Below are 23,422 nucleotides of genomic sequence, written 5' to 3'. Positions count from 1 at the left end.
CCGCGAAGGTCGACAGCGTCGCGCCACACAGTGATTGAAGGCAATGAAGATTACTTAAGCGACTCAGCCGTGTCAATGCCGGCAGCCGCCGGATGCGTTCGCAGGCCGCGCCTGCGTTACACTGTCGTCCCCGTCCTTCGCGGCAACGACGGGCGTGCGTAACCACCAGACCAGAAAACCCCTATGCTCACTACCCTCCTCGATTGGTTCCTCCACCTCGACCGCCACCTGGCCGTCCTCGCGGCCGAGTACCAGATCCTCGTCTACGTCCTGCTGTTCGCCGTGATCTTCGTCGAGACCGGCGTGGTCGTGATGCCCTTCCTGCCCGGCGACTCGCTGCTGTTCGTGACCGGCGCGCTGGCGGCGAAAGGCATGCTGTCGCTGCCCGTCCTGATCCCTCTGCTGATCGTCGCGGCGGTGGTCGGCGACATCGTCAACTTCGCGATCGGCACGCTGTTCCGCGACCGGGTGAAACACGGCTACCGGCTGCGCTTCATCAAGCCCGAACACATCGCCCACACCGAGCGCTTCTTCGAGCGCCATGGTCCCAAGACCATCGTCCTGGCGCGCTACGTGCCGATCGTGCGCACCCTGGCGCCGTTCGTCGCCGCGCTGGGCAGCATGCGCTACCGGACCTTCCTGTCGTATAACGTGGCCGGCGGTACCTTGTGGGTCGTGTCGCTGACGTTGGCCGGCTTCGCTTTCGGTAATATCACCTGGGTCAACGACAACCTGACGGCGGTCATCATGGGCATCATCGTGCTGTCCCTGGTGCCGGGCATCGTGGCCTGGCTCCAGGAGCGCCATCGCGCGAGGGCCGGCGCCGACCGCCAGGCCTGATGCTTTACTGCGGCGCGCTCGCCGCTTTGTAGCCGGCTTCACGGAACCACCGCGCCCCATCGCTGCTCGAACGAAGGCGACTGCATGCCAGCCCGGCATGCAGCGGCCATCCGCCGCACCGAGAGGACCGCACAAGTGAGTTCCGCCCCGATGTCCAGCAAGCAGGCCAGGCTGCGAAGCTGGCTGGCGCCGACAATCGCGGCCGTGCTGCTGTGCGCGGCATTCTGGGTCTTGCATAACGAACTGCAAGCGATCCGCTATCGCGACCTCCAGGCCGCGCTGGCCCGTCTCGGCCCGGAGCACCTGCTGCTGGCCCTGCTGTGCTGCGCGGCCAACTACCTGGTCCTGAGCTGTTACGACCAGCTCGCTTTCGTCTATATCGGCAAGCGCATCGCACGCGCGCGCATCGCCCTGACCGCCTTCATCGGCTACGCGATCAGCAACAGCGTCGGCTTTGCGCTGCTGTCGGGGACGGCCGTGCGCCACCGCTTCTATTCGCGCTGGGGCGTGGGTGGCGCCGACCTGTCGCGGATCGTGGCGCTGAACGGCATCACCTACTGGCTCGGCCTGCTGGCGCTTGGCGGCTGGACCCTCATTGAGCACCAGCATGCCTGGTTGCAGGGCGCACTGGCCCAGCGCGGCGCGCAGTGGCTCGGCCTGGCCTGCCTGGCGCTGGTGGGCGCTTATCTGCTGCTGCCGCTGGTACGCAAGTCGCCGCTGCGGGTGCGCGGCTTCGACATGCGGATCCCGCCGCTGCCGCTCACCCTGGCCCAGTTGCTGGTGTCGATGACCGACTGGATGCTGGCGGCCAGCGTCCTGTACGCCCTGCTGCCAGCGGATGGGCCGCCCTACCCCGTCGTGCTGGGCGCCTTCCTCGCGGCCCAGATGGTGGCGCTGCTTAGCCACGTGCCGGGCGGGCTCGGCGTCTTCGACGGCATCGTGGCGCTGCTGCTGGCGCCCTGGCTGCGCGCCGACCAGATCGTGGCGGCGCTGCTGCTGTATCGCATTGTCTACTACCTGATTCCGCTGAGCCTGGCCTTGCTGCTGCTGGTCGGCGACGAGACGCGACACCGTGGCGCACGCCTGCGGCAACTCGGCCAGTCGCTGGGCCAGCACTCGGTGCGGCTCGCGCCCAGGATCCTGTCGCTGTTCACCTTCATGGCCGGCCTGCTGCTGCTGGTCTCGGGCGCCACGCCGTCCGCGCACGGACGGCTGCATTGGCTGTCAAGCCTGTTCCCGCCCGGCCTGTTCGAAACCTCGCACTTTGTCGGCAGCATCGTGGGCGTGGCCCTGCTGCTGCTGGCGCAGGCGATCGCACGCCGCATCCGGCTGGCCTGGTATCTCGCCGCCGGCGCGCTGGCCGCTGGCATCGCAGCTTCTCTGCTGAAGGCCGGCGACTGGGAAGAAGCGACCTTGCTGGCCTTGCTGCTGCTGGTATTCGTGCCGAGCCGCCGCCTGTTCGAGCGGCGCGCGGCCCTGTTCGATACCCGCTTCTCGCCCGGCTGGATTGTCGCCATTATCGCCGCCTTCGGCGCCTCGCTGTGGATCGGCGTCTTCGCCTACCGCCACGTCGACTACTCGAACGAGCTGTGGTGGCAGGTGGCGCTGCACGACGATGCGCCGCGCTTTTTACGGGCGAGCGTGGGCGCCGCCATGGTCCTGTTCGTCTTCGGCATCTCGCGCCTGCTCAGGCCCCTGGCATACTTCACCGAACCGCCGTCCGGCGCGGCGCTGGCCGACGCCGAGCGCATCGTCCGCACGCAGGGCGAGACCTTGCCCTACCTGGCCTGGCTGCGCGACAAGGAATTGTTGTTCAACCCCGAGCGCACGGCCTTCATCATGTATGGCGTGCGTGGCCGGACCTGGGTGGCGCTGGGCGATCCGGTCGGCCCGCCGGCCGCCGCCGCGCTGCTGATACGGGACTTCGTCGAGCGCGCGGATGACTATGGCGCCACCCCGGTGTTCTACCAGGTGCATCCGGAGCAGCTGCACTGCTACGCTGACCTGGGGCTGGCCTTCGCCAAGTTCGGTGAGGAAGCACGTATCCGCCTGGAGGGATTGTCGCTGGCGGGAGGCCGCTTCAAGGAGTTGCGGGCGGCGATGCAGCGCCTCAAGCGGGAGCACGTGGATTTCCGGATCGTGGCGCCGGAATCGGTGCCGGCGATCTTGCCGCAACTGCGCTCCGTGTCGGACGACTGGCTGGCCGGCAAGGCCGGCGGCGAGAAGGGATTCTCGCTAGGCTTCTTTGCAGATGATTATTTGACGCGGCAACCGGTGGCGGTGCTCGAGCGCGAAGGCCGCATCGTGGCCTTCGCCAACCTGCTGTGCGGGCCCACCGGCGAGGAGCTGTCGATCGACCTGATGCGCTTCATGCACGCGGCGCCGCGCGGGCTGATGGATGGCTTGCTCACCCATGTCTTCCTGTGGGGCCAGGAGCACGGCTACCGCTGGTTCAATCTCGGCATGGCGCCGCTGTCCGGCGTGCCGGATTCGGCGGGATCGCCCTTGTGGAACCGGCTGGCCGGCTTTGTGTACCGGCATGGAGAGTCCATCTACAAATTCCAGGGCCTGCGCGCCTACAAGGAAAAATTCCATCCGGTCTGGGAGCCGCGCTATATCGCCTACGCCGGCGGCAAGCTGCTTCCGGTCCTGCTTGCCGATATCGCCGCGCTCTCGGCACGCGGCTATGCGAGGATCTTCCTGTGAACAGTTATCGCAAGCACAGGCGCAGGTGGGGCAGCGTCCGCGCATTCTGCGCCACGCTGCTGCTGGCGTTGGCATGGTCGACTGCCACGGCGCAGCCGGCCACGGTCACGCTGCGCTACGGCCCGTTCGGCGAGGTGGCGATATATCCAACGGCCGGCAAGGCCACCAGCACCGCGCTATTCATTTCAGGCGACGGCGGCTGGAACCTCGGCGTGGTCGAGATGGCGCGCCACCTCACCGATATGCGCGCCATCGTGGTGGGCATCGACATCCGCCGCTATCTGCACGGCGCCAGCGCCGGGCAAGACCAGTGCCGCAACTTCGCCGCCGATTTCGAGGGCCTGGCGCACGCGGTGCAGCGCCACCTGGCGCTCGACGACTACCTCGCGCCGGTCCTGGTAGGCTATTCATCGGGAGCGACGCTCGCCTACGCCACCGCCACGCAGGCGCCGAAGGGCACGTTCCGCGGCGCCCTGAGCCTGGGCTTCTGCCCGGACCTGGAGCTCGCTCGGCCTCCGTGCCGCATCGGCGCCCTGGAATACACTATCGGACAGGCACAGAAGCCCGTCTCGAACATCGTGCTCGCCGCGGCGCGGCGCAATGCGACACCCTGGATCGCCTTCCAGGGCGATATCGACCAGGTCTGCGATGCCGGCAAGACCCGGCAATTCGTCGCCAGCACCGGCAATGCGGGCCTCGTCTGGCTGCCGAACGTCGGCCACGGCTTCTCGGTCGAGCGCAACTGGCTGCCGCAGTTCCGTGCCGCCTATGCCAGGCTGACCGCACCGGGCAAGCCGCCGGCCGCCGCGGGTCCGGCGCTCGACGACTTGCCGCTGACGGCGGTGCCTGCCACCGCCGGCGCCACGCCCGCGACGCACGAGCTGTTCGCCATCCTGCTCAGCGGCGATGGCGGCTGGGCCGGACTCGACCAGGACGTGGCGGCGGCGCTGGCGGCGCGCGGCATCCCGGTGGTCGGTTTCGACTCGCTCCGCTATTTCTGGCGCGCCCGCACGCCGGAAACAGCCGCCCGCGATCTGGCGCGCGTCGTGCGCGGCTATGGCGCCGCATGGCGCCGCTCGCGCGTGCTCCTGATAGGCTACTCGCTCGGCGCCGACGTGCTGCCCTTTCTGTACGCGCGCCTGCCGGCCGACGTGCGCGCCACCGTGCGCAGCATCACCTTGATCGGCCTGGGCAATACTGCCAGCTTCGAATTCCACGTCGCGAACTGGCTTGGCGCGTCTGCCGCGCGCACCATGCCGGTCATGCCGGAAGTGGCGCGCATGGGCGACGCCAGCATCCTCTGCATCCACGGGGTCGAGGAAGCCGATTCCCCCTGCCCGCGCCTGAGGGGCCGGCGCGTCGCGGCAGTCGCGGCGCCCGGCGGACACCACTTCGACGGCGACTACCTGCTGCTGGTGCGCCGGATCGTCGAGCACCTGCAGCCGGCGCCGGGAACGGTGCGGTAAGCGCCGGCCCGGATAGTGGCCAGTCCAGAATCAGTCATCGTTCGAAGTTTTGTCGTCGCGCAGGACAGTGAGCGGGGTGCCGGTTGCGCCGCTCGACAGGGGTGCCTGGGTGACGAGCAAGGTGGCCCCAGGGGACAAAATGCTGACCGCCTTCTTGTAAAACTCAGGCGGGATGTCGACGCGGTTGCGCACAGTTTCATCCACCCCCTGCCCAGCCTCGTCGGCATGGCCACTCACCGCCGCATACAGCCACACCGGTGCGCCGGCGGCATCGACGGCAAGGGTCAGCACATGGGTGCTGTCATTGTCGTTTGGCAGCACTGCGCGCGAGCGACCAATCTCCACGCCATTGCGCAATACGACCATGCTCTGGTCGCTGCGCGACATCACGATCGTCACGGGGCCGTCCGGCGAGCGCTCAGGGGCCCAGAAGTCACCCGGGTGCGGACTTGCCGACAACGTGGGCGACAAAACCTCGCCCGACGCCGACGTCACCGGATGCTGGGCATCGCCAGCGACGATCACCGTGGTGCCGTACTGGGTGACAGCGAACAGCTCGCGCGCGAAGGCGTATGGCAGGTGTACACAGCCGTGGCTCTCCGGGTAACCTGGCAGGCCGCCGGCATGCAGCGCGACGCCGTCCCAGGTCAGGCGCTGCTGATAAGGCATGGGCGCGTTATGGTAAGTGCTGGAGTGATGTTTCGCGTCCTTCTGCAGGATCGTAAACACGCCGGTCGGGGTGGCGTGGCCTGCCTTCCCGCTCGACACGGTGCTGACACCGATCCGTACGCCGTTGCGGTAGACAGTCGCCGTCTGCCTGGACAGGTCGACAAACACCAGCAAGGGACCACGCGGCGCGATCTGAGGCGCCCATACCCATTGGCCCGGCTTGAGCCGGTCGGCCTGCCTGGCCAGTTCGACCGCAGAAGACGCGCTCGCCCCCTGCGCAGTCGCGACACCCGCCGGCCAACATGCCGCCAGGGCCAGGCAAGCAGCAGGAAACCACATCGAGATCGATTGAAGACGGCGAGACATACGTGGCAACACTCCTTCTCGATTCACCTTCAGAAGCGACGGTGCCCACTGTCCAGTTCACAACGCCCGTTGAACTTGATCATCCCGTCGACCGAGATCGTTCCGCTGCGTCGATTGATGACCACATTCGGCCGATTGAGCGCGTTGAGCCGGAATCTGGCGCGGACCTCGTCGTGACCGACGATCAGGTCGTCGAGCGTCCACCATCCATCGTGGCCGCCCGAATTCATCGGCGGAATCAAGCCCTTCGGCATGCGTATGCGTCCCTGATCGCCATGGATCGATACATTCACGGATGTGTCGAAGTCCTGGCGGCCCGTGACGACCTCCGACTTGGTTTCATATTTATGGGTGGTGGCGTTCCACACATAACCGGAGTGATTCTCGAGCGTGGTCTTTTCGCCCTCGCCAAAACAGACGAGCTGCAAATCGTCGCCGTCATCGTGCCGGCTATCCCTGCGGTCGCGGTCCTCGCGCTCATACTGCTGGGCGCCGGCCGTCATCGCTACAAGAATCAAGATAATGGGCATGTATTTCATTGCATATCTCTCCGATGTGAACACCGTATCCTGCAATCACCAACTGTCCTGACCAGGGCATGGACTACCTTGTAGTTAGGATATATCCTGCAACCAAGTGTAGCAACATTCAAGGGGATCAAACAATGCGAACACCACTTATCTGCTCCTTGCCGGTACTGTTGTTGGGCGCCTGTCTTCTCACCTCGCACGTGCACGCCCAGCCGCAAGCGACGCCCTCGCCGCCGACACTGTTGCGATTCGCGCCCGGCCAGGCGGAGCTGAACATCAGCGGCAGCGTGACAGGCTACCAGACCCTGGATTACGAGTTCGACGGTTCGGTTGGGAGAGAAGTGACAGTGCTGCTCGACTACCCTGGCCGGGCTTCGCTCTACCATAATGTGATCGCGCCGTCCGAAGCCCTGGTCTTCAATGGCAGCCTCGAAGGTAGCCGGTTCCAGGCAACCTTGCGCGAAGGCGGCAGGTACCGCGTCCGTGTCTACCTGATGCGCAACGACGCCCGGCGCGGCAAGCGCGCGGCCTTCACTCTGCACATACGGCAAGCTGGTGTCGAGGCGCAGCCACCCAGCGGCCCATAGGCAAGCGGCCCGAGCTTCGATTGCCGCGAGGGTCAGCGGACAATACCGCAGTTTTCATCACTGCCCTGGTCGATCGGTAAGTCGGTTTGCCTATAATTAGTTACACCCATTACAATAATTGCAATGCAGCCAAACTGAAAGCCTCGCCAATGCCAGCGTACGTCGGCCACTTTCTCACCGTCCAGCCCCTGCTTGCCCTGTTTCTGACGATCGCCGCCGGCTACCTGCTTGGCGCTGTGAATATCAAGGGTTTCGCCCTTGGGTCTGGCGCCGTGCTGTTCGTCGGCCTGGGCCTTGGCGCCGCCGTGCCCACGCTGTCGCTGCCGCCCTTGCTGGGCAACCTTGGGCTGCTGCTGTTCCTGTACGGTGTCGGGATCGCCTACGGCGCCCAGTTCTGGCGCGGCCTGAGCAGCGCCGACGGCGCCAGGGCGAATATCGCCGCCACCACGGCGGTCTTGTGCGCACTGGCTCTGACGCTGGCGATGGTGCACTGGATGCCAACGCTCGGCCTCGGCGAAGCGCTTGGGGCGTTTGCCGGCGCCGGCACCAGTACCGCCGCGCTGCAGGCGGCCCTTGCCGCCTTCGGTACCGGGCCCGCCACCGGCTATTCGGTCGCCTATCCGCTCGGGGTCGCGGTGCCAATCCTGATGCTGGGCCTCTACAATGCGCTACGCAAGCCCGCCATCGCGGCGCGCGCCGCCTCGACCATGCACGTCGAAGAGATCGATGTCGATGAATTCAGCGTCCTGGGTATGACGCTGGGCGAAGCCGCGCGCCGGCTGCCAGACGGGATCACGATCGCGGCCATCCGCCGCGGCCATCGCAACCTGGTGGCGGAAGAAGCCACCCGGATCGAAACCGGCGACGTGCTGCTGGTAACCGGCATCGACCAGGCCTTGCTGCACGATGTGGCGACCCGCTTCGGGCGAGCGCATCCGGGCCGGATGCTGCGCGACCGCAGCGACCTCGACTACGAACGCTTCTTCATCTCCAGCCCTGCCATGATCGGCCAGCGCCTGTCCGCGCTGGCGATTCCGGCAGCGCTCAATGCACGCATCCTGCATCTGCGGCGCAGCGACGCCGACCTGCCGCTCACGGCCGAGCGCATCCTGGAAGCCGGCGACCGCATCGGCGTGCTGGCGCCGCGTGCGAGCTTCCCCGCCCTGCGCCAGCTGTTCGGTGACTCGGTCCGCAGCACCGGCGACGTCAGCTATATCGGCATCGGTGTCGGCGTGACGCTCGGGCTCGGATTCGGCGCGATCCACTGGCCGCTGCCGCTGCTGGGGCAGGTGTCGCTGGGCTTTGCCGGACTGTTGCTGGTGGCGCTACTGCTCGGCTGGCGCCGCAGCAGCGGCCCGTTCCAATGGGCGATGCCGATCTCGGCCAATCTGGTGCTGCGCAATTTTGGCCTGACCCTGTTCCTGGCCGTGGTCGGGCTGTCGTCCGGTGCGACCTTCGCGGCGACGATTGCCGCCAATGGCCTGCTGTATCTGCTGCTCGGCAGCGCCATCGTCGCCGTACTGGTCGCGGTCACGATGGCGATCGCCCTGCTGGTGTTCCGCCTGCCGTTCGACAGCGTGGCAGGCATCGTCGCCGGCGCAACCGGCAACCCGGCGATCCTCGCCTTCGCCAACCGAACCGCGCCGACCGACCGGCCCGACATCGGCTATGCGATGATTTTTCCATCAATGACAGTGCTCAAAATCCTGCTGGTGCAACTGGTCGGTGTATGGGCCACCTGATTCACACTTGAAAGGAAGTACGGATGACAAGCTCGAATCGCATCAACGACCGCCTGCTTGGCGCACTGGCGCCGGTGTCGCGCGTCGCCGGCATGGGGCTCGCCGGCGCCCTGCTCTCGGCCTGCATGAGCAGCCCGGCTAATACCGCAAGTGGGCAGAAAGCCGTGCTCGCGGGGAGTGCCTGGAACCTGATCTCTTTTACCTCATCGAGCGACGAGGTGGGCGTGATCAAGCCGCAGGCGGTGGAGCAGTTCCAGGTGGCGTTCGGCACTGACGGCAAGGCGGCCTTCCAGTTCGACTGCAACCGCGGAACCGGTAGCTTTGAGGCCGTCGATACAGCCGAAGGAAGCGGCAGCCTGCGCTTCGGCGCGGTCGCCACGACGCGCGCGATGTGCCCTCAGCAAGCGATGAGCGCCCGCCTGCCCGCCGACATCGAGTTCGTACGCGGCTACCGGATTGTCGGTGACAGGCTATTCCTGTCGTTGATGGCGGACGGCGGCGTTTACGAGTGGGTGCGGCGCCCCTGAAGCGAAATTCAATACGCCAGCCAACAATGAAAAAAGCCACCTTGCGGTGGCTTTTCTCGTCAAACTTGGCGGAGACGGTGGGATTCCTATTGCGTTTTGAAACCCGCATGGATACTGGCTTCCCGCCGATACAAAATACCGCCAACCCTTTCTCATACCCCTAAGCGATCTGGTCGAAGCAGGACAATGTTGGACAATCCTGGGCTCATCACTGGCCGACTTCCTATATTTGATTTTACCGCCAACTTACCCCATGCAGCTACTGGGCGTTATTGGAGAGCAGCGGCGTCGATGCCTTTCGAGTGTCTAGAAGACTCGTGGCGATTCACTTCTCCATTTTGCGGTCATGCCATTACCCTGTTTGAAATAGCCGACATGGCGGCACGAGAACGGCAGATCACTGTACCACTGTCCCGTCATGCCTGCCCGCTTTGGGATGCAGGCATGACGGCATTCAGAGCACTTCCGCTTCGGGAGGCGCTTCAGGCAGATTGAGCCGCGTTTGCACTTGGCGCATTTCGTTGGCGGACTGCGGGGTTGCAGACGCAGGCTCGCGACGAGAAAGCAGGTTGTACACGAGGTCTGCAATCTGTTTCGCCAGCAGCGGCGGCACTGCATTGCCTACCTGATGAAACTGTTCGGTTCGGTTGCCCTGGAAGAAGTAATTGTCGGGGAAGGTCTGCAGTCGGGCAGCTTCACGCACCGTCAAGCTTCGGCACTGGGATGGTTCGTAATGGATGAAGTAGTGTCCGTCCTTGGAAATGTGGCTAGTCACCGTGTTCGACGGATCTTTTCCCACTTGGACTCGGAACCGGTCCTTAAATTTTCCGGATTCCCAGTTTTCATGGTTGGGCCGCAGTCCTTCCAGATTGAAATCGGCGTGACCCTTCGGCGACCGGTCGTATGCCTTCGCATATGCAGACGCGAACGCGTAACGCTGCAAGTCACTCCGCATGTGGGCGCGGGCACTGTGATTCAACCAGACTTCAAGCCGTGGATCGTGATACCAACCGCCAAGCAGATTTGGCGAGTCAGCATTGTAATCTTGAATCTTCAGCTGGTTATCTCCCGGCCCCAGACCGTCCAGAACTTCGTTTGCCGTCTGCAGCAATACATCATGAAGTTCGCAACGCGCACTGTCATGTGCGACCTCGCGGGCCATGCTCAAGAAATGGCCGCGAACGATTTCCGCCCATGAGCTGTCCGAGTCAGGTTCTTTGCTGAGTACGCTGCGTATGGCGGGAAGTCCGCTTAAAACTTGGCGGGCGTTCACTTTACCAGCCGTCGCAAGCTGCCCGGGTGCACCACGGAGTTCGACAACATCTTCCCTCACGCCTACAAGAATCACCCTGTGCCGTGCTTGTGGAATCCCGTGATTTTCAGCCTTGATGACGAAATCGTGCACGTCAATCTGATGCGCATCGTCACTTGGGCGAAAACGGGTCGGGCTGCTCATCGAATAGATTCGGTATCTGTGCATCCGGTTCGATCCACCGGCATCCTTGTCGGGATCGGACAAGTCCTGCAGGATCGTCTCGAAAATCTTGTTGCCTCCAACGGAGGCCGTAAGTATTCCCTTAACGTTTTCCATCACGAAGACCGAGGGACGGTACTTCCGGATGATCCTGAGGTATTCCTTGTAGAGGAAATGACGATGATCGTCTTCCGCCTTGTACTCGACGTTTCCGCGATTGCGCGAGCGCCCCACGATCGAATACGCCTGACACGGAGGGCCGCCGATCAGTACCCACTGAACATCAGGTCCGATGCCGTGCGCGCTGATCCTCCGATCTAGCTCCTCGTTGCCTTCCGGCGTTCCAAGTTCGATCTGACGAGCTTCTTCGCATGCTTCGGCCCACACATCCATGTTGGACTCGTCATAGGGATGAGGCGCATGCCGGTTACAGAACCGATAGTAAGAATCGAGTGCGTTGCCGCCACGTCGCTTGAGAAGACGATAGAACGCCCGCAGTCGAAGCGTCCGGTGCGCGGCCTCATTCATTTCGGCCGATACAATGATCCTGAATGGATCTCCCTCAACGGAAGAAAAGCCTTCACCGAGCCCACCAGGGCCTGCGAAAAGATCAACTACCTGGATATGTCCGGAACTGGCGGACTGTGATTTGCTCGACAACTTTGCTTTACATCAAAAATGGCTGTTGCCGTAGGATAGCAAGAAATATGGACGTAGTCGATGCAGCAACCCGTTCGCGGATGATGTCAGGCATCCGGTCGGCGAATACAAAGCCGGAAATGATCGTCAGAAGGTACCTGCATGCCCGGGGCTTTCGCTATCGACTGCACGTCCGAGCTCTACCCGGCTCGCCCGACCTGGTGCTGCCGAAGTACAAGGTTGCGGTCTTCGTTCATGGATGCTTCTGGCACCGGCATGAGGGTTGCCGCTACGCGACAACTCCGGCCAGCAATGCCGACCGCTGGAAGCTGAAGTTCGACTCGAACACGGCGCGTGATGCGCGAAACGCGAGCATGTTGACTGCAGCGGGTTGGCGGATCATCGTGGTCTGGGAGTGCGAGCTGAAGCGTGATCCCGAAGAAAGACTTGGCCGTCTCGTATGCGAGATAGTAAGTCGAAATGGCGGCAACTCACTACAAATTAGCGAATATCAGATTCAGACGTACTGTTAAGGTCAATTGCTATATGGCCCGCAATCTGAATCGCCACATTGGCTGTCTTGAAACAGACCAATTTAGAGCACCCAAATCTCTTGCTTACCTTAAAATCAATAATGCTATATACGATGCCACCCCGGCCGCATGCCATAAACGGATTGCATCAAAAAGTCGCGCGGAAATAATTTCGCGACACCTTAGATACCCAACCACCAAGTCATTGGCGCGATTACATTATTGATCCTTCGACGAGATAACCTTCAAATCAACTTCCTCTTTGCGTCGCGTCAACGGTGGCCCAAATCCCGACTCGTCCACTTTACGATGTGGCGCCTTGGGCTCTTTGGATACAAGATAAACCATTAAACCGGGAAACCGATTTTCCAAGGCCTCAATCGCTTTCTTAATGGCTCTTTCCGCGTCTGCACGGATAACCGGCAAAGCCTCCTTCGCTTTAGGGTAATTAGCTGTTGCGCTCATTGTCCCTCCAGCGATCCCAGCGACGGCTGCAAGTATCGGAAGCAAGCTCTTTATTGAGTTTCGCTCCAAGTCATACTCTGGAATGCGAAGATTTGGCGCATCCGACTCGACTTTCAAGAGGAATGCCTCAACCATCAGCGAAGCATATAACCGCCATAACGAATCGACAACAATTTGATATTTTCCGACATTGGTTCGGTCTAGATTCAAGGGCAACGATTGGGCGAGAAGAAATTGCTGCCAGTATTTTTCATCGTTCCGAATTTCCACTTTGAGATCGATGATCTTTGGATTCTCTTCCTGGATTCTATGCCTGATCGGACTGAGCAAGAAGAAAAATTCCCGGCATTGCTCACCTAGCAAATTAGGCATGAGTGAGTGATCCACCAAACCGCGCACTTCGACTTCACCACTAAATATGTAATTTCTCCTAAACGGGTAACGTTCAAACAACAGAACCCTAAAGCCTTCGGATTTGGCATTGTACAGCCTACTGTTAGGGTAATAGTGCAGGCCGTGCTGCCCGCGTCCCTGATGAGTAAACGCAGAAAAATAAAATAGATTTCCCCGCCATTTCTTTACATAATATTCATTGTTATAGTTTACTAGAAGGACGATAGTCCTTTTTTCCTCTGACACTCGCAGCGCCCGAAAAGGACTACCACCAAATTCGCGCAATAGTTGCTCATTACTTACCTCTTGCCCCATCGAAAATCTTAACGTATCCACCATAAGCAACCTTATAATTTTTACTGGACAGCATCGACTGAAGTACGAAGAATATAATATATCCGCCTTATCTCATGAATTAAAGCAATATTTTCTCAAAGCGAGGATGCGGTATCCCAAGTGCAGGCGGGGACGCACTTAATCGATCAAACTTTTCATATTGACCGTTACAAACACTCTGTCTTGGCCATATTTGTGCACAATCCGAGTCTAGTGTCGAATATCGTTGAACCGTTATCGTCCTGCTTCAAATCGAATGAATTTAGACAATTGTCCAGATGTTGCAGAGCGGTATTCTCATGCAACATGCCGGAATCCCGTCAGCCAAGTTGGATCTCTGCAAAACCTTCTCTAACAAGCCTCGACCGTATCGACCAGATCTGCTCGCATTCCTTCACGGAGGGAACAAACTTCGGAATCCTGCATGCTGTCCTGAGTAATCTTACCTCGCGCGCATCCAGCAGCCCCTGCGCAGTGCCCCAGTCGAGCATCGCCTGCCACTGCCCCGGCCGTATCCCCAGCACCGCAGTCCTTGCGAACACGCCATACCCGACCTGCTGCACGCCTGCCCCGCTCGCGTACTTCCTCGACACCGGATCGAAGAGGCCGTCGACGACCTCCTGGCTCAGCGGCGCGGCCGCGTCGCGGACTCGTTCCCAACAGGCCTCCTGCTTCGCCCACTCGGTCACGTTGGCCCTCGGACGATGAGGATCGGTTAGCACGCCGAACACGGCACGTGCACACTTCGCTATCTGGTCACAAAGGGGCTGTGATATGCGCTGGTGCTCCCATATCTCGCCAAGATCCAGCTGTCTCCCCTTGCCGTTCTTCAGGACCGAAAACTGAAGCACGGCCAGCGTGTACGTGACGATGTTCGCACGGTACGCACCTTCGAACCAGGGCTGAGCCTTGACGATCAGTTCGGTCTGCCTGAACATGATCGCCATCGCTACCAGATCCCTGAAGTACTGCTCGTCGAAGGCGCTGTCGTTCTCCGTCCAGCGCTTCGCGAGCCAGCCTGCAAAGATGACGAAGTTCTTCTGTGCTCCCTTGCTGACCTGGTGTGGCAGCCCCTTCCATGTATTCTCGAGCTTGGCGACATCGAGCTTCGTGAGCAGCTGCGATTTCGGATTCCTGAGCAGGAATTCCTTGCCCGCTTCCCTGCTAAGGTTCTTCTGGTCGTTGACGTACTGCCCGCGAGAGCGTTCGTAGTACCACCGGGTCGGCACGCCACCGGCGAAAGCCGGTGCCAAGACCTGCTTCGACAGCTGCTCCAGTCGCAGGTGATACGGATGGTTTGCGAAGAAGTCGGACTCGTTGACCTTGTTCTGGCTGTTGGCAAATCGCGCGATCAGCGGAATCAGCTCCGCGGTACGCGCAGACGGCAGCACCGACAGCTTCATCTGTACCCATACCTTCGACAGGTCGTGGCCCTGGCGGGATGCTGCAGCAAGCGATGCCGTCGTCTGGCCGCCGTTGACGATCTGCAGATTGACCACCCTGATGATTCTTGACGAGTCTTCGTCGAACTCCACAGACTCTGCAGTCGCGGCAACGCCGTTGTTATAGGCGAAGAACATCGCGGGTCGTTCCGCAATGGTCTGCTGGATGCCCGAGTTGATCTTGCCCTTGGTGCTGAGGAAGGACCGCACGTTGCCCTCCAGCAGGCGGCTTCCATGGCGCTCGTAGATCGACGCCAGCATGGCGCCGGAGACGGTGCACAGGTAGCCCTCGTACTCGTCGGAGGAACCTGCATGCAGCGCCGCGATGCCGTTGCCGCTGCCGTTCTTGAAGTCGACCTCCAGGTCGTCCCTGCCGCTGTCCGAAACCCATGCACGGTGAAAGCGGGCGACATCCCAGACATGCCGCTCGACCGGTATGCCGGCCAGCACACGGCTGTCGATTGCATAGCCGGCGAAGTCCGCCAGACGATCGGTAACGAGATAGAGGCGCAACCTCGATATGCCTGTCTGCTGACGGACGATGTCGGCAGCAAGACCGATGCCGGGATCGCCCGACGGGTTGCCGTCCCGGGACAGCTCGCCCGCGAGCGCTGCCGCGGCGTAGCGTTCCGCCAGGTCGAACAGCCGCCTCGCCTTCTCGGCTGCGATGGGTGGCATGTCCGGAGCGCCGCAGAAATCCGCGATCAGGAGGGCAAGCGAACCATCGGCATCGTCGAAGGCATACCCGTCGACTTGCATCGCGCCGTATCCCGGCACCGACCGCGCGAAGCCGCAGCGTTGAAAGTCGGAAAACTCTTCTGCATCGACGAGGCGCCGGCCGGTGTCGTCGACAAAGGCCGTGGCTTCGATCTCGCCCTCGTCGGTCGCAGCCTCGCTAATCGAGGCAATCCAGTCATCCCTGAAGAAATTCAGCGCACGGAACTGGTGCTGGAGCTCGGCATCCTGTCGCTGATCGAAAACGCGTTCGATGTCGAAGACTTCGACCGGTACCGACCGGCCGAGGACCGCGAGTTCGGGCACGTGCAGCGCTCCGGCGCAGAGGTCGGTCAGCACGTGGATGCGGACGTGCTGCATCTCGCTCCATGCCGCCGCGATCGTCGAAATCAGCGGGAAGGCATCGTGACTCCGGTCGACCCGTTCGCCGAGCGTGCCGCTGGCGGACAGCGCAAGGAAGCGTCCGCAATGCTCGGCGGCTTCGTGCGCCATCTCTTCAGGCATCGTTCGCGGCTCAGTCTCGCCTGCGTAGACGGTGACGAGGAGGTCCAGGCGATCGAGCTCGTCGGAAAGCGCAAATCCGCTCAGCCGCACGGGCTGCCCGTCCACCGTGGCCACGAAGCGGCAGGGCTGCGGCGCAAACGTGATGCCGCGCTCCGCCATGTAGCCCGCGAAGATTTCGACAAACGCAAGTTCGTCGAACTGCGTCGCCCCTGCGCTTGCAATATTTTGGAGGTCGAGCCGCTCGCGCACTTCCGCGTGCACGACGGCGAGGAAATCCTTCAGCAGCAGGCTGGTTTCGGCGTTGTTCATCAGGCTGCCTTCCGCAGGGTCATCAACTCGGGAATCTTCATGTCGGGTACGGACCAGACGTGATCGAGCATGATGTCCCAGCACTCGTTTTTCTTGGCCCATTCGGAAATCATCCGGCCCCTGGCGCTCTCCTGCAGCAACGCGTTGACCTCGTCGGACCACACCCGGATCTGGTTTTCAAGCTGCGGCGAAATGCCCTGCTTCTCCCAGATGGCGTCCAGGCTGATCCTGTCGCCGAGCAGGCGGGAAACCAGCGCCACCGTATAGGCGGTGACGTTTGCCTTGAAGGCCGGGAAGCGCGGTTTGATGAGCCGATCCGCAGACTTGAAGATGATGACCTGCGCGATCATGCGCTTGTACTGCGTCACGTCCGGAAGCGTGGCGGCTTCCGCACCATCCGGCGTCATAGTCTTCATGAAGGCCGGGAAGGCCTTCTGTCCGCCGAGGCTGACCAAGTCGGGCCTCTGCATCCACGCGCATAGATACTTGGCGAAATCGGTCTTGGTCAGCTTGCGGGCCGGCGGCATCGAATCCTGGAGGCGACGGCGGTCGGTCGGGGTCTTCGCTTCGCGGTCAAGCATGACCTTGTAGCTGCCGGCCGCACGTTCGTAGTACCAGCGGCTGGTGCCATCCGGACAGTAGGTCGTCATCGCCAGCTTTTCCATCTCTACCTGAAACGGCTTGTTCGCGAACAGATCGGACGCCTTCACGGCACTCTGCGAATTGGCGAAGCGGGAAATGTCGGCGATCAGGGCATCCTCGGTGACCTCGTCGGTCTGGCGAAGCACGATGATCTTGGCGGGAACGCGCACCTTGCTCAAGTCGACGGCAAGCTTCTTGCGCGTGAAGAAGATCGACGCCATGGTCTGGCCGCCGTTCACGACCTGCATGCCCTTCAGCCATGCGATGCCGGGGCTGCCGTCCGCCGCCCGCGCCAGGCTGGCTTCGTCCGCAACGATGACCACGCCGTTGTTGTAGGCCATGAAGCGCTCCGGCTGATCGCGCAGCGTGTCCCGGATACCCTTGTTGACCTTGTTCGTCTGGCTGAGGAACGACCTCACGTTCGCTTCGAGAATCCTCGACCCGTACTTCTCGTACAGGAAGCGCAGCGCTTCGCCCGGGATTGCCGTCAGCGCATAGGCATATTCCGCGCCTTCGTTCGGCACCCAGACGCATGGGAGCGGCCCGCCGCAGTCGTCGGCGAAGTTCACGACCAGTTCGTCGCGCGGCTTGCCACTCTGAAGGTGGTTGAACAGGCGCTGAATGTCCATCACCTCGAGCTTGATCGTCTTCCCCTGGATTTCGCGGGCCTTGAAAAAGCCGGTCTTCGCCTTCCGATCGGTCAGCACGTAGACCCGGATCTGTTCCAGACCCGGGTAGGCCGTTTCGATGGTCTGCACCAAGCGGTAGGCGTCGTGCGACTGGTCCATCTTCCGCAGCAGCGCACCCGATACGCACTCCTCGAGGAACTTCGCACACTGTCCGGCCGCGCGGGTCGTTTCCGCGTCTGGAATGGACATCACCTCGTTGCAGCCTTCGTAAAGGCTGACATACAGGTCGAGTTGATCAAGCTCTTCCGAGACGGCAAAGCCGCTGAGCCGCAAGGTGCTGTTTCCGACCCGGGCCATGTAGCGGCAAATCTCGGGTTCGAACGTCATGCCGGCGTCGGCCATGTGCCGCGTCACCACTTCGGTAAACACCAGTTCCGGGAACGGCGTCTCCTCTCCCGCTTCAGCGGTACGCGCTGCCAGCTCGTCCCGCACTTCCTGCTGGGTTTGCTGCAAAAATTCGATCAATTCCATTCAGACTGCTCCAGTAAGTTCCAGTACATTCCCCAGCGAGAATGCGCGCGCGCCGGTTGCGTCGAGATCAAGTTCGTAGCGCACGCGCCGTATCGCGGCGGGCACGTTGGCGGCGACAAGACGCGGGAACGTTTCGTCGACGCGGATGAAGCGGGACTCGGACACGACCAAGCGTCGCGTGTAGTGTTCGGCGTGCGCGTCGACATAGCCGGCATGCAGCAGCGCGTTCTCGAAGCGCGACGCCGCTGAGGGGTCGCTCTCCAGCGCGAAGCGCAGAGCAAGCACTCTTTCGCCCAGCGTGACGCCTTCGTCCGCGACGGCGAACCGGCAGCCGAAAATGAATAGCGGCTGGCGCGTCGCGTCGTCCAGCTGCTCCAGCGACAGGATAGTGGCAGGGAAGCCGTCATGGGACAGCGTGCTCTTGACCTCGACGGCGCCACTGCCGATCTCGAAGTCCTGCAGGCCGTCGAGCGGCCCCTGCCAGCCCTCGACCACAGCGTGGGCATCCATTCCGGCATCAAGCAGCATGTCGAGGCAGACCAGCTCCCCCGTCAGCCCAAGCTCGGCCTCCGGATTCAGGGCGCCCCTGCTCCGGCTCATGAACTGCTGCCATGCGCGCACGCGTCCAAGGAAGAGCTGCAGCTGCCGCTGAGGGGCAGCATTGCGGCTTGCGGCGATCGTGGCCACCACGTCCGTCGCCATCCGCGAGAAAAGCTCGATGCCGCCCTCTTCCTGACGCACCAGCGCCAGCCAGTCGCCGGGAAGGCCGGACGAGATGCGTTCGACCCGGAACCCGGTGGCTGCGGGCAGCGTCGAAGCGGGCGGCAGCGCGACCGAGTCGAAGCCGATCAGAAGTGCCTCGCGGTTTTCGGGAAATCTGCGGGCAGCCTGCAGCCGCACGCCTTCCAGCCCCGTGACCGCGATGCTCCTCCAGCCGCCATCCCTGTCCGAACCACCGGCGAGCGCGCGCCAAGCAGTGACGAGTTCCTCGTCAAGCAGCGTCAGCATATTCCTGCTCCCAGAGGACGTTGTTGACCTTGTACTCGACTTTCTTGCCCGATTTGCTGCCGGGGAAGCTGATGCCGAAGGCGACGAACGGGGTCGATTCGAGCGGCTTGTCACCGGCATCGAATTCTGGCGGCTCAAGCAGGTAGATCAGCAGCACGCCTCGCTCGGGATGTGCGGGGACACCAGGCGCACCATAGCCTCGCATCTTGCGCAGCGCGGGGCCGTTCGGCACTGCCGGTTCCGTCCTGTTCTTCAGCCGTCCGGGCTCCTCCTTCCAGACCTTCCTGGTCTCCGCCAGAGCTGCTTCCCACGCCGCGAGATCCATGTCGACTCCCTCGTCCTTCGGCGAGAGCAGACGGCCGATCGAGTAACGGTCGGAACTGGAAGACTTGACCGCACGCTCGGCGCGCTGGACCTTGACGCCATCGAGAATGAACGGGTTTTCCTCGACGCTGCCGCCAACCAGCGCGACTGTCCACTTCGTCAGCTCCTTGTCGCCGACCATGGAGACGATGAATTCACGCAGCAGCTGTCCATTGGCCTTTGGAGCGCCAGGATGCGTACTGTAGGCCCCGAGGAAGTCAGTGACGTGCTCGTGCGGGACGTCCGTCCAGACGATGCCGTTCCAGCGGTCCCTGCCATTGGGCCGCTCCTGTTCGGGGATCGGCTTTCCCCGTCCCATCGCAGAAACCAGGTCCAGGAATGCCCCGTAATTGCTGTCGATCCGCTTCTGCTGCCGATGCATTGACACGGTTTCGATCACGTGTCCGCTGAAGGACAGGAACAGGCTCTTCGCCGCCCTCATCTTCAATCGCGAAGTCACCATCAGCACGGGATGCGACCTCACCTTGAGGCCATAGTCGCGCGGCGTCCCCCCGCTCTCGACCATCATGTCGAATTCCTCCCGCAGCTCTTCCGACGCGTCCGCGATGTGTTCGAACCATTCGACCAGCTCTGACGTGGTGTACAACCGGCAGAGATCCAGGTAGCCCGGACGATAGCCGAACCATCGGCCCATCTGCATCAGCGTGTCGTACATCTGCGAGGCACGCAGGAAGTAGCTGGTGCACAGTCCTTCCAGCGTCAGACCCCGGGCCAACTTGTCGCCGCCGACGGCGATAACCTTCAGCCCGACTGCAGCGTCAGCATAGTCCAGCACGTCGCCTGCCGTACCGTTGATCACCCGGACGCTGATCTCGCTGACGACTTGCGGAAGAACTTCGGCGATGGCTTCCCAGGAAGCAGCCGGATACGGTCCCGCCTCCGGCAGACACTCTGCCATCTCCGCCGTCGTCGACACGAAGTCCCGGTCCCACAGGGCCTTCAGCCTCGTCAGCACGGGCTCATGACCGATCTTGCGCGACAGGCGCTGGTCCATGCCGCGAACCAGGGCTTCAACGCGGGCGTGCACTTCGCGCTGGACGTCGTTGAAACGCGTGACGTGCACAAGCATCGAACTGTGCTCGCCCTTCTGGCCCCGCATCTGACGTGCCGCGCAGGCGAGGATAAAGGCATCGACCGCTTCCTGCAGGGATGCCGGCAGACCCGTCTCATCCGGATGGGGCGGCACATGTGTTTTCTTGTGACCAAGCGGCATCCACCCGCCCGTGCCGTCGTCGCTGCAGTGGTCCTTCACCTCGCACACCAATGGCAGCGCACCTTCGCGCTGCTCGCCGTTGTTGAGTCCGAAGACCCTGGCAGGCCCAATGTAGTTCGATGGCGCACCCAGGCTGTGGATGAACGCTGCCGGGAATAGATCCGGCCCCTCTTCCTTCGTGTCGTTGCGCTCGTGGATGAAAATGTTTGCGAACGGCGTGGCCGTGTAGCCCACGTACGCCTTCCGGTGGAACGAATGCAGAATCCTGCGGATCAGCCCGTTGATGGCCTTCGGCTCGTAATCCTCTTCGGGCTTTCCGTTCTCGTCGTGGAACTGTTCGCCCGTGTCGACGGAAGCATGGTCGGCCTCGTCGTCGATGATCAGGAGCGGCAGGTGCGTCACGATCTTGCGCCCGGTTTCCGGATCCGTCGCATCGGCAACGTGGGTCCGGATCCACTTCAGCAGGCGGTTGAGCACGGTCTTGTTTTTCTTCACCACGAACAGCCACGGCAGTTTTTCGGGCGACACGCCGAGGTTGCGAATATTGCTCGCAATGAAGTCGCCCTTTTCAGTGCGATTGGTCGCGTAGTTTGGCCGGATGGATGGGTCTTGGTCGATCTTGCCAACACCCACCAGACGCATTGATTCCGCGTTCGGGTTGGTCTCGAAGCCGAGAAAGCCTTCATCCAGGCGGATCTGGGTCTGCGTGCGCAAATTGTTGTGCAGTCCCGCGAGAACGATGATGATCCTGTACTTGGCATCCGCTGCCTTGCAAATCAGCCCCGTGTAACTGCTGGTCTTGCCAGACTGAACGTGCCCCACCACGAGACCGCGGCGATCCCATGGGCCTTCTCGCAGCGGATCTTCCAGCATCCCGAGTATTCGATCGGTCGACTTGTCGAGTGCGTCCACGGCCTTCCATGGAAGCTTTGCCTCCTGCATTTCGCGGTAGCGCTGCCAGTAGCGCCAGTCCTTCTTCCGCTCGGGCGTCAGCCACGGAACGTGCCCCTCGTCGCTTTTCAGCCACGTGTCCTGGCCGCACCACACGCTGAATCGGCGAATCAGTTCGTCCGCCACGGCATTGCGGTCGAGCCCCTCCCCCCAGCCGGAATTGATCATCAGCGCCAGGTCGATCTTCTGGCCGATCAGGGCCGGCGTGATCGCACTCTTGTCGGCTTCGCTGGCGAGCAGTTCCTGCACGATCTTGATGACGCTGGTCTTGTTGGCTTCTGCCTGTGATGTCATTGCTTCGCTTCCTGTTCGGTAAAGTCGTCCGGCAGCGTCGCCACCAGCTCGGGATAGTTCTGAAACGGTTCGGCCAGCAGAAGCTTGCTGCGCGCCACGGCCGGGGACATTCCCTTGAACCGCACCATGTTCCGGTACATGACCTTCAGCACATCCATGACGGCTGCGGGAGGCTCGCCGGCGAATCCGGTTCGCGGCGTCTCGCGCTGCTCGGCGGTGTCGATCCAGATGCGCTGCACCGGCACGGTTTCCTCGATCACTCTCAGCATGGCCAGCACCTGCGGCGCAAGCCCCTTCGCGTCATCGAGCACGGCGCGCACCGCCGGGTGGGTCTGGTCAATCCGGTAGCGCATCCCACCGGAAAACTGCTGCGAATGCCATACCTGGCTGACTTCCTCGCCATTTCGGGTACGGGGGGTCTGGCCGCGCATGGCGAACGCGCGACGTGCCCGCGCACGGGTGTCGTCGGCCAGCTTCGCCAGCCAAGCGCGGATTTCGACTGGCGGCCTCGCGGTCGACTTGCGGATGTCGATCTTCCAGGCCTCGTCGGCGGAATTCGGGATGTCCAGCCGGATGCGGGCAAGGCGGTGCGCCTCGTCCTTCGTCCAGCCCCGGCCCTGGCCAAGCCCGAGCCAGCTGCCAGCAACCAGCAGGCGCCGGTTGCGATAGACGTAGAAGCCCTGCTGCGCGGTCCAGCCATCCGGTCCCTGGGCCGATTCGTATTCCTTCGCGCTCAGCCGGTCCTTGTGCGGCAGCACATGGCACTCGACTTCGACGCCCCGCATGCCGGGCGGCGACGCCGGCGGCGAATGCCACGGCTTGGCCGGATGTCCGTTCAGAAAAGGATCCCACGGAGCAATCGCCTTGCCGCCGATGCGCAGTCGCAGCAGCGGGCGAGGACCTTCCAGATAGCGGTGGAACACCATGGCAAGATGCCGTTCAACTTGGTCGATCAGGTTCAGAAAATCCTGCTCCTTGAACCCGTCGGTCACAATGCGGTCCAGAACTTCCCAGAGGACCAGCGTGCCCTTCCCGTGCGTGCCGAAGTCCGACACCAGCGCTGCCGCGCTGTCGTCCGGTCCTTCCAGCAGACGCCAGCCGTCATCCCGGCTTGCAGCAAGCACGTCGAGATCCCAGCGCAGGCATTGCAGGCCATCCGCTCCGACAGTCGCCACGGTCAGGCGCCGGCACTGCGAGAACGAGGCAGTCTTCAGGCCAAGACCGAAGCGGCCCAAGTCGCTTTCGGCGCGCCGGTCGAGCGGATTCTTCTCGCCCAGCCGCATTGCCGAGTCGAGTTCGGCGGCGGTCATGCCGTGACCGTCGTCCTGGATGCGCACGCTGCTCTGCCGGCCGTTCCAGACGAAGGTCAGGTCGACGCTGGTGGCGTTGGCCGCGATGCTGTTGTCGATGATGTCGGCCAGTGCCGTCGCGGTGCTGTAGCCGAGTCCGCGGAGGGCTTCGATCATTGCCACTGCGCGCGGAGGAGCGTGGCGAAAACCTGATTTGT

16 protein-coding genes are annotated in these 23,422 nt (G+C 62.4%); 7 read left to right on the top strand and 9 right to left on the bottom strand.

Translation table 11 applies throughout. From position 1 onward, the window contains the following. The first annotated feature begins 183 nt into the window (after positions 1-183). From SOM28_RS17690 to SOM28_RS17680, 3 genes are all read left to right on the top strand, one after another. Entirely contained in the window at positions 184-840 is a 657-nt protein-coding gene (locus SOM28_RS17690; RefSeq protein WP_320468902.1) for a VTT domain-containing protein, read from the top strand. Between the two features lie 84 nt (positions 841-924). Beyond that, the gene (mprF, locus tag SOM28_RS17685) at positions 925-3,546 is read left to right on the top strand and encodes a bifunctional lysylphosphatidylglycerol flippase/synthetase MprF (RefSeq protein ID WP_320468901.1); all 2,622 of its coding nucleotides are present in this window, start codon (positions 925-927) and stop codon (positions 3,544-3,546) included. Beyond that, the gene (locus tag SOM28_RS17680) at positions 3,543-5,012 is read left to right on the top strand and encodes an AcvB/VirJ family lysyl-phosphatidylglycerol hydrolase (protein WP_320468900.1); all 1,470 of its coding nucleotides are present in this window, start codon (positions 3,543-3,545) and stop codon (positions 5,010-5,012) included. The genes mprF and SOM28_RS17680 overlap by 4 nt, the downstream gene beginning before the upstream one ends. A gap of 30 nt (positions 5,013-5,042) precedes the next feature. On the opposite strand, the gene SOM28_RS17675 is transcribed toward SOM28_RS17680, so the two are convergent. Together SOM28_RS17675 and SOM28_RS17670 are read right to left on the bottom strand one after the other, a co-directional pair. Continuing rightward, positions 5,043-6,047, bottom strand: a complete 1,005-nt coding sequence (locus SOM28_RS17675; protein WP_221176208.1) for a L,D-transpeptidase — start codon at positions 6,045-6,047, stop codon at positions 5,043-5,045. A gap of 29 nt (positions 6,048-6,076) precedes the next feature. Beyond that, entirely contained in the window at positions 6,077-6,586 is a 510-nt protein-coding gene (locus tag SOM28_RS17670) for a hypothetical protein (protein ID WP_123071305.1), read from the bottom strand. 125 nt (positions 6,587-6,711) lie between these two features. On the opposite strand from SOM28_RS17670, the gene SOM28_RS17665 reads away from it, so the two are divergent. The 3 genes from SOM28_RS17665 to SOM28_RS17655 all read left to right on the top strand — a co-directional run bounded on the left by SOM28_RS17665 (position 6,712) and on the right by SOM28_RS17655 (position 9,433). Next, complete coding sequence (locus SOM28_RS17665; RefSeq protein ID WP_320468899.1) at positions 6,712-7,164, top strand: hypothetical protein; 453 nt, start codon at positions 6,712-6,714, stop codon at positions 7,162-7,164. Positions 7,165-7,313: 149 nt separating this feature from the next. After that, positions 7,314-8,906 (top strand): aspartate-alanine antiporter-like transporter, encoded by a 1,593-nt coding sequence (locus SOM28_RS17660; RefSeq protein WP_320468898.1) that lies wholly within the window; start codon positions 7,314-7,316, stop codon positions 8,904-8,906. A 23-nt stretch (positions 8,907-8,929) separates the two neighbouring features. Next, a complete protein-coding gene (locus SOM28_RS17655; RefSeq protein WP_320468897.1) occupies positions 8,930-9,433 on the top strand; it encodes an META domain-containing protein in 504 nt (167 codons plus the stop codon). A 454-nt stretch (positions 9,434-9,887) separates the two neighbouring features. Here SOM28_RS17655 and SOM28_RS17650 read toward each other — a convergent pair whose 3' ends face one another. Beyond that, entirely contained in the window at positions 9,888-11,567 is a 1,680-nt protein-coding gene (locus SOM28_RS17650; protein ID WP_320468896.1) for a DNA cytosine methyltransferase, read from the bottom strand. A 47-nt stretch (positions 11,568-11,614) separates the two neighbouring features. On the opposite strand from SOM28_RS17650, the gene SOM28_RS17645 reads away from it, so the two are divergent. Continuing rightward, entirely contained in the window at positions 11,615-12,079 is a 465-nt protein-coding gene (locus SOM28_RS17645; RefSeq protein ID WP_320468895.1) for a very short patch repair endonuclease, read from the top strand. A 219-nt stretch (positions 12,080-12,298) separates the two neighbouring features. Here the strand turns inward: SOM28_RS17645 and SOM28_RS17640 are convergent, their stop codons facing one another. The 6 genes from SOM28_RS17640 to mzaB form a co-directional block, all read right to left on the bottom strand. Then, the gene (locus tag SOM28_RS17640; protein ID WP_320468894.1) at positions 12,299-13,252 is read right to left on the bottom strand and encodes a hypothetical protein; all 954 of its coding nucleotides are present in this window, start codon (positions 13,250-13,252) and stop codon (positions 12,299-12,301) included. 341 nt (positions 13,253-13,593) lie between these two features. Further along, entirely contained in the window at positions 13,594-16,263 is a 2,670-nt protein-coding gene (locus SOM28_RS17635; RefSeq protein WP_320468893.1) for an AIPR family protein, read from the bottom strand. Then, positions 16,263-18,065 (bottom strand): MZA anti-phage system associated AIPR family protein MzaE, encoded by a 1,803-nt coding sequence (mzaE, locus tag SOM28_RS17630; RefSeq protein WP_147935067.1) that lies wholly within the window; start codon positions 18,063-18,065, stop codon positions 16,263-16,265. Before mzaE ends, SOM28_RS17635 begins: the two co-directional genes overlap by 1 nt. Beyond that, the gene (gene mzaD / locus SOM28_RS17625) at positions 18,066-19,073 is read right to left on the bottom strand and encodes an MZA anti-phage system associated PD-(D/E)XK motif protein MzaD (protein WP_320468892.1); all 1,008 of its coding nucleotides are present in this window, start codon (positions 19,071-19,073) and stop codon (positions 18,066-18,068) included. After that, on the bottom strand, positions 19,057-21,915 hold the full coding sequence (gene mzaC / locus SOM28_RS17620) for an MZA anti-phage system associated Z1 domain-containing protein MzaC (RefSeq protein WP_320468891.1): 2,859 nt from the start codon (positions 21,913-21,915) through the stop codon (positions 19,057-19,059). Before mzaC ends, mzaD begins: the two co-directional genes overlap by 17 nt. Next, the gene (gene mzaB / locus SOM28_RS17615) at positions 21,912-23,381 is read right to left on the bottom strand and encodes an MZA anti-phage system associated ATPase MzaB (protein ID WP_320468890.1); all 1,470 of its coding nucleotides are present in this window, start codon (positions 23,379-23,381) and stop codon (positions 21,912-21,914) included. Before mzaB ends, mzaC begins: the two co-directional genes overlap by 4 nt. Positions 23,382-23,422: the final 41 nt, after the last annotated feature.

Source organism: Massilia sp. CFBP9026 (assembly GCF_034045165.1).
GTDB classification, from domain to species: Bacteria; Pseudomonadota; Gammaproteobacteria; order Burkholderiales; family Burkholderiaceae_D; genus Telluria; species Telluria arenae.
This window is presented reverse-complemented; position numbering and strand designations above follow the sequence as displayed.

Excerpts from the sequence above, each read along its gene's own strand:
- SOM28_RS17690 (WP_320468902.1), top strand. The coding sequence starts at position 184 with ATGCTCACTACCCTCCTCGATTGGTTCCTCCACCTCGACCGCCACCTG.
- mprF (WP_320468901.1), top strand. The coding sequence starts at position 925 with ATGCCAGCCCGGCATGCAGCGGCCATCCGCCGCACCGAGAGGACCGCA.
- SOM28_RS17675 (WP_221176208.1), bottom strand. The coding sequence starts at position 6,047 with ATGTCTCGCCGTCTTCAATCGATCTCGATGTGGTTTCCTGCTGCTTGC.
- SOM28_RS17670 (WP_123071305.1), bottom strand. The coding sequence starts at position 6,586 with ATGAAATACATGCCCATTATCTTGATTCTTGTAGCGATGACGGCCGGC.
- SOM28_RS17665 (WP_320468899.1), top strand. The coding sequence starts at position 6,712 with ATGCGAACACCACTTATCTGCTCCTTGCCGGTACTGTTGTTGGGCGCC.
- SOM28_RS17660 (WP_320468898.1), top strand. The coding sequence starts at position 7,314 with ATGCCAGCGTACGTCGGCCACTTTCTCACCGTCCAGCCCCTGCTTGCC.
- SOM28_RS17655 (WP_320468897.1), top strand. The coding sequence starts at position 8,930 with ATGACAAGCTCGAATCGCATCAACGACCGCCTGCTTGGCGCACTGGCG.
- SOM28_RS17645 (WP_320468895.1), top strand. The coding sequence starts at position 11,615 with ATGGACGTAGTCGATGCAGCAACCCGTTCGCGGATGATGTCAGGCATC.
- SOM28_RS17640 (WP_320468894.1), bottom strand. The coding sequence starts at position 13,252 with ATGGGGCAAGAGGTAAGTAATGAGCAACTATTGCGCGAATTTGGTGGT.
- SOM28_RS17635 (WP_320468893.1), bottom strand. The coding sequence starts at position 16,263 with ATGAACAACGCCGAAACCAGCCTGCTGCTGAAGGATTTCCTCGCCGTC.
- mzaE (WP_147935067.1), bottom strand. The coding sequence starts at position 18,065 with ATGGAATTGATCGAATTTTTGCAGCAAACCCAGCAGGAAGTGCGGGAC.
- mzaD (WP_320468892.1), bottom strand. The coding sequence starts at position 19,073 with ATGCTGACGCTGCTTGACGAGGAACTCGTCACTGCTTGGCGCGCGCTC.
- mzaC (WP_320468891.1), bottom strand. The coding sequence starts at position 21,915 with ATGACATCACAGGCAGAAGCCAACAAGACCAGCGTCATCAAGATCGTG.
- mzaB (WP_320468890.1), bottom strand. The coding sequence starts at position 23,381 with ATGATCGAAGCCCTCCGCGGACTCGGCTACAGCACCGCGACGGCACTG.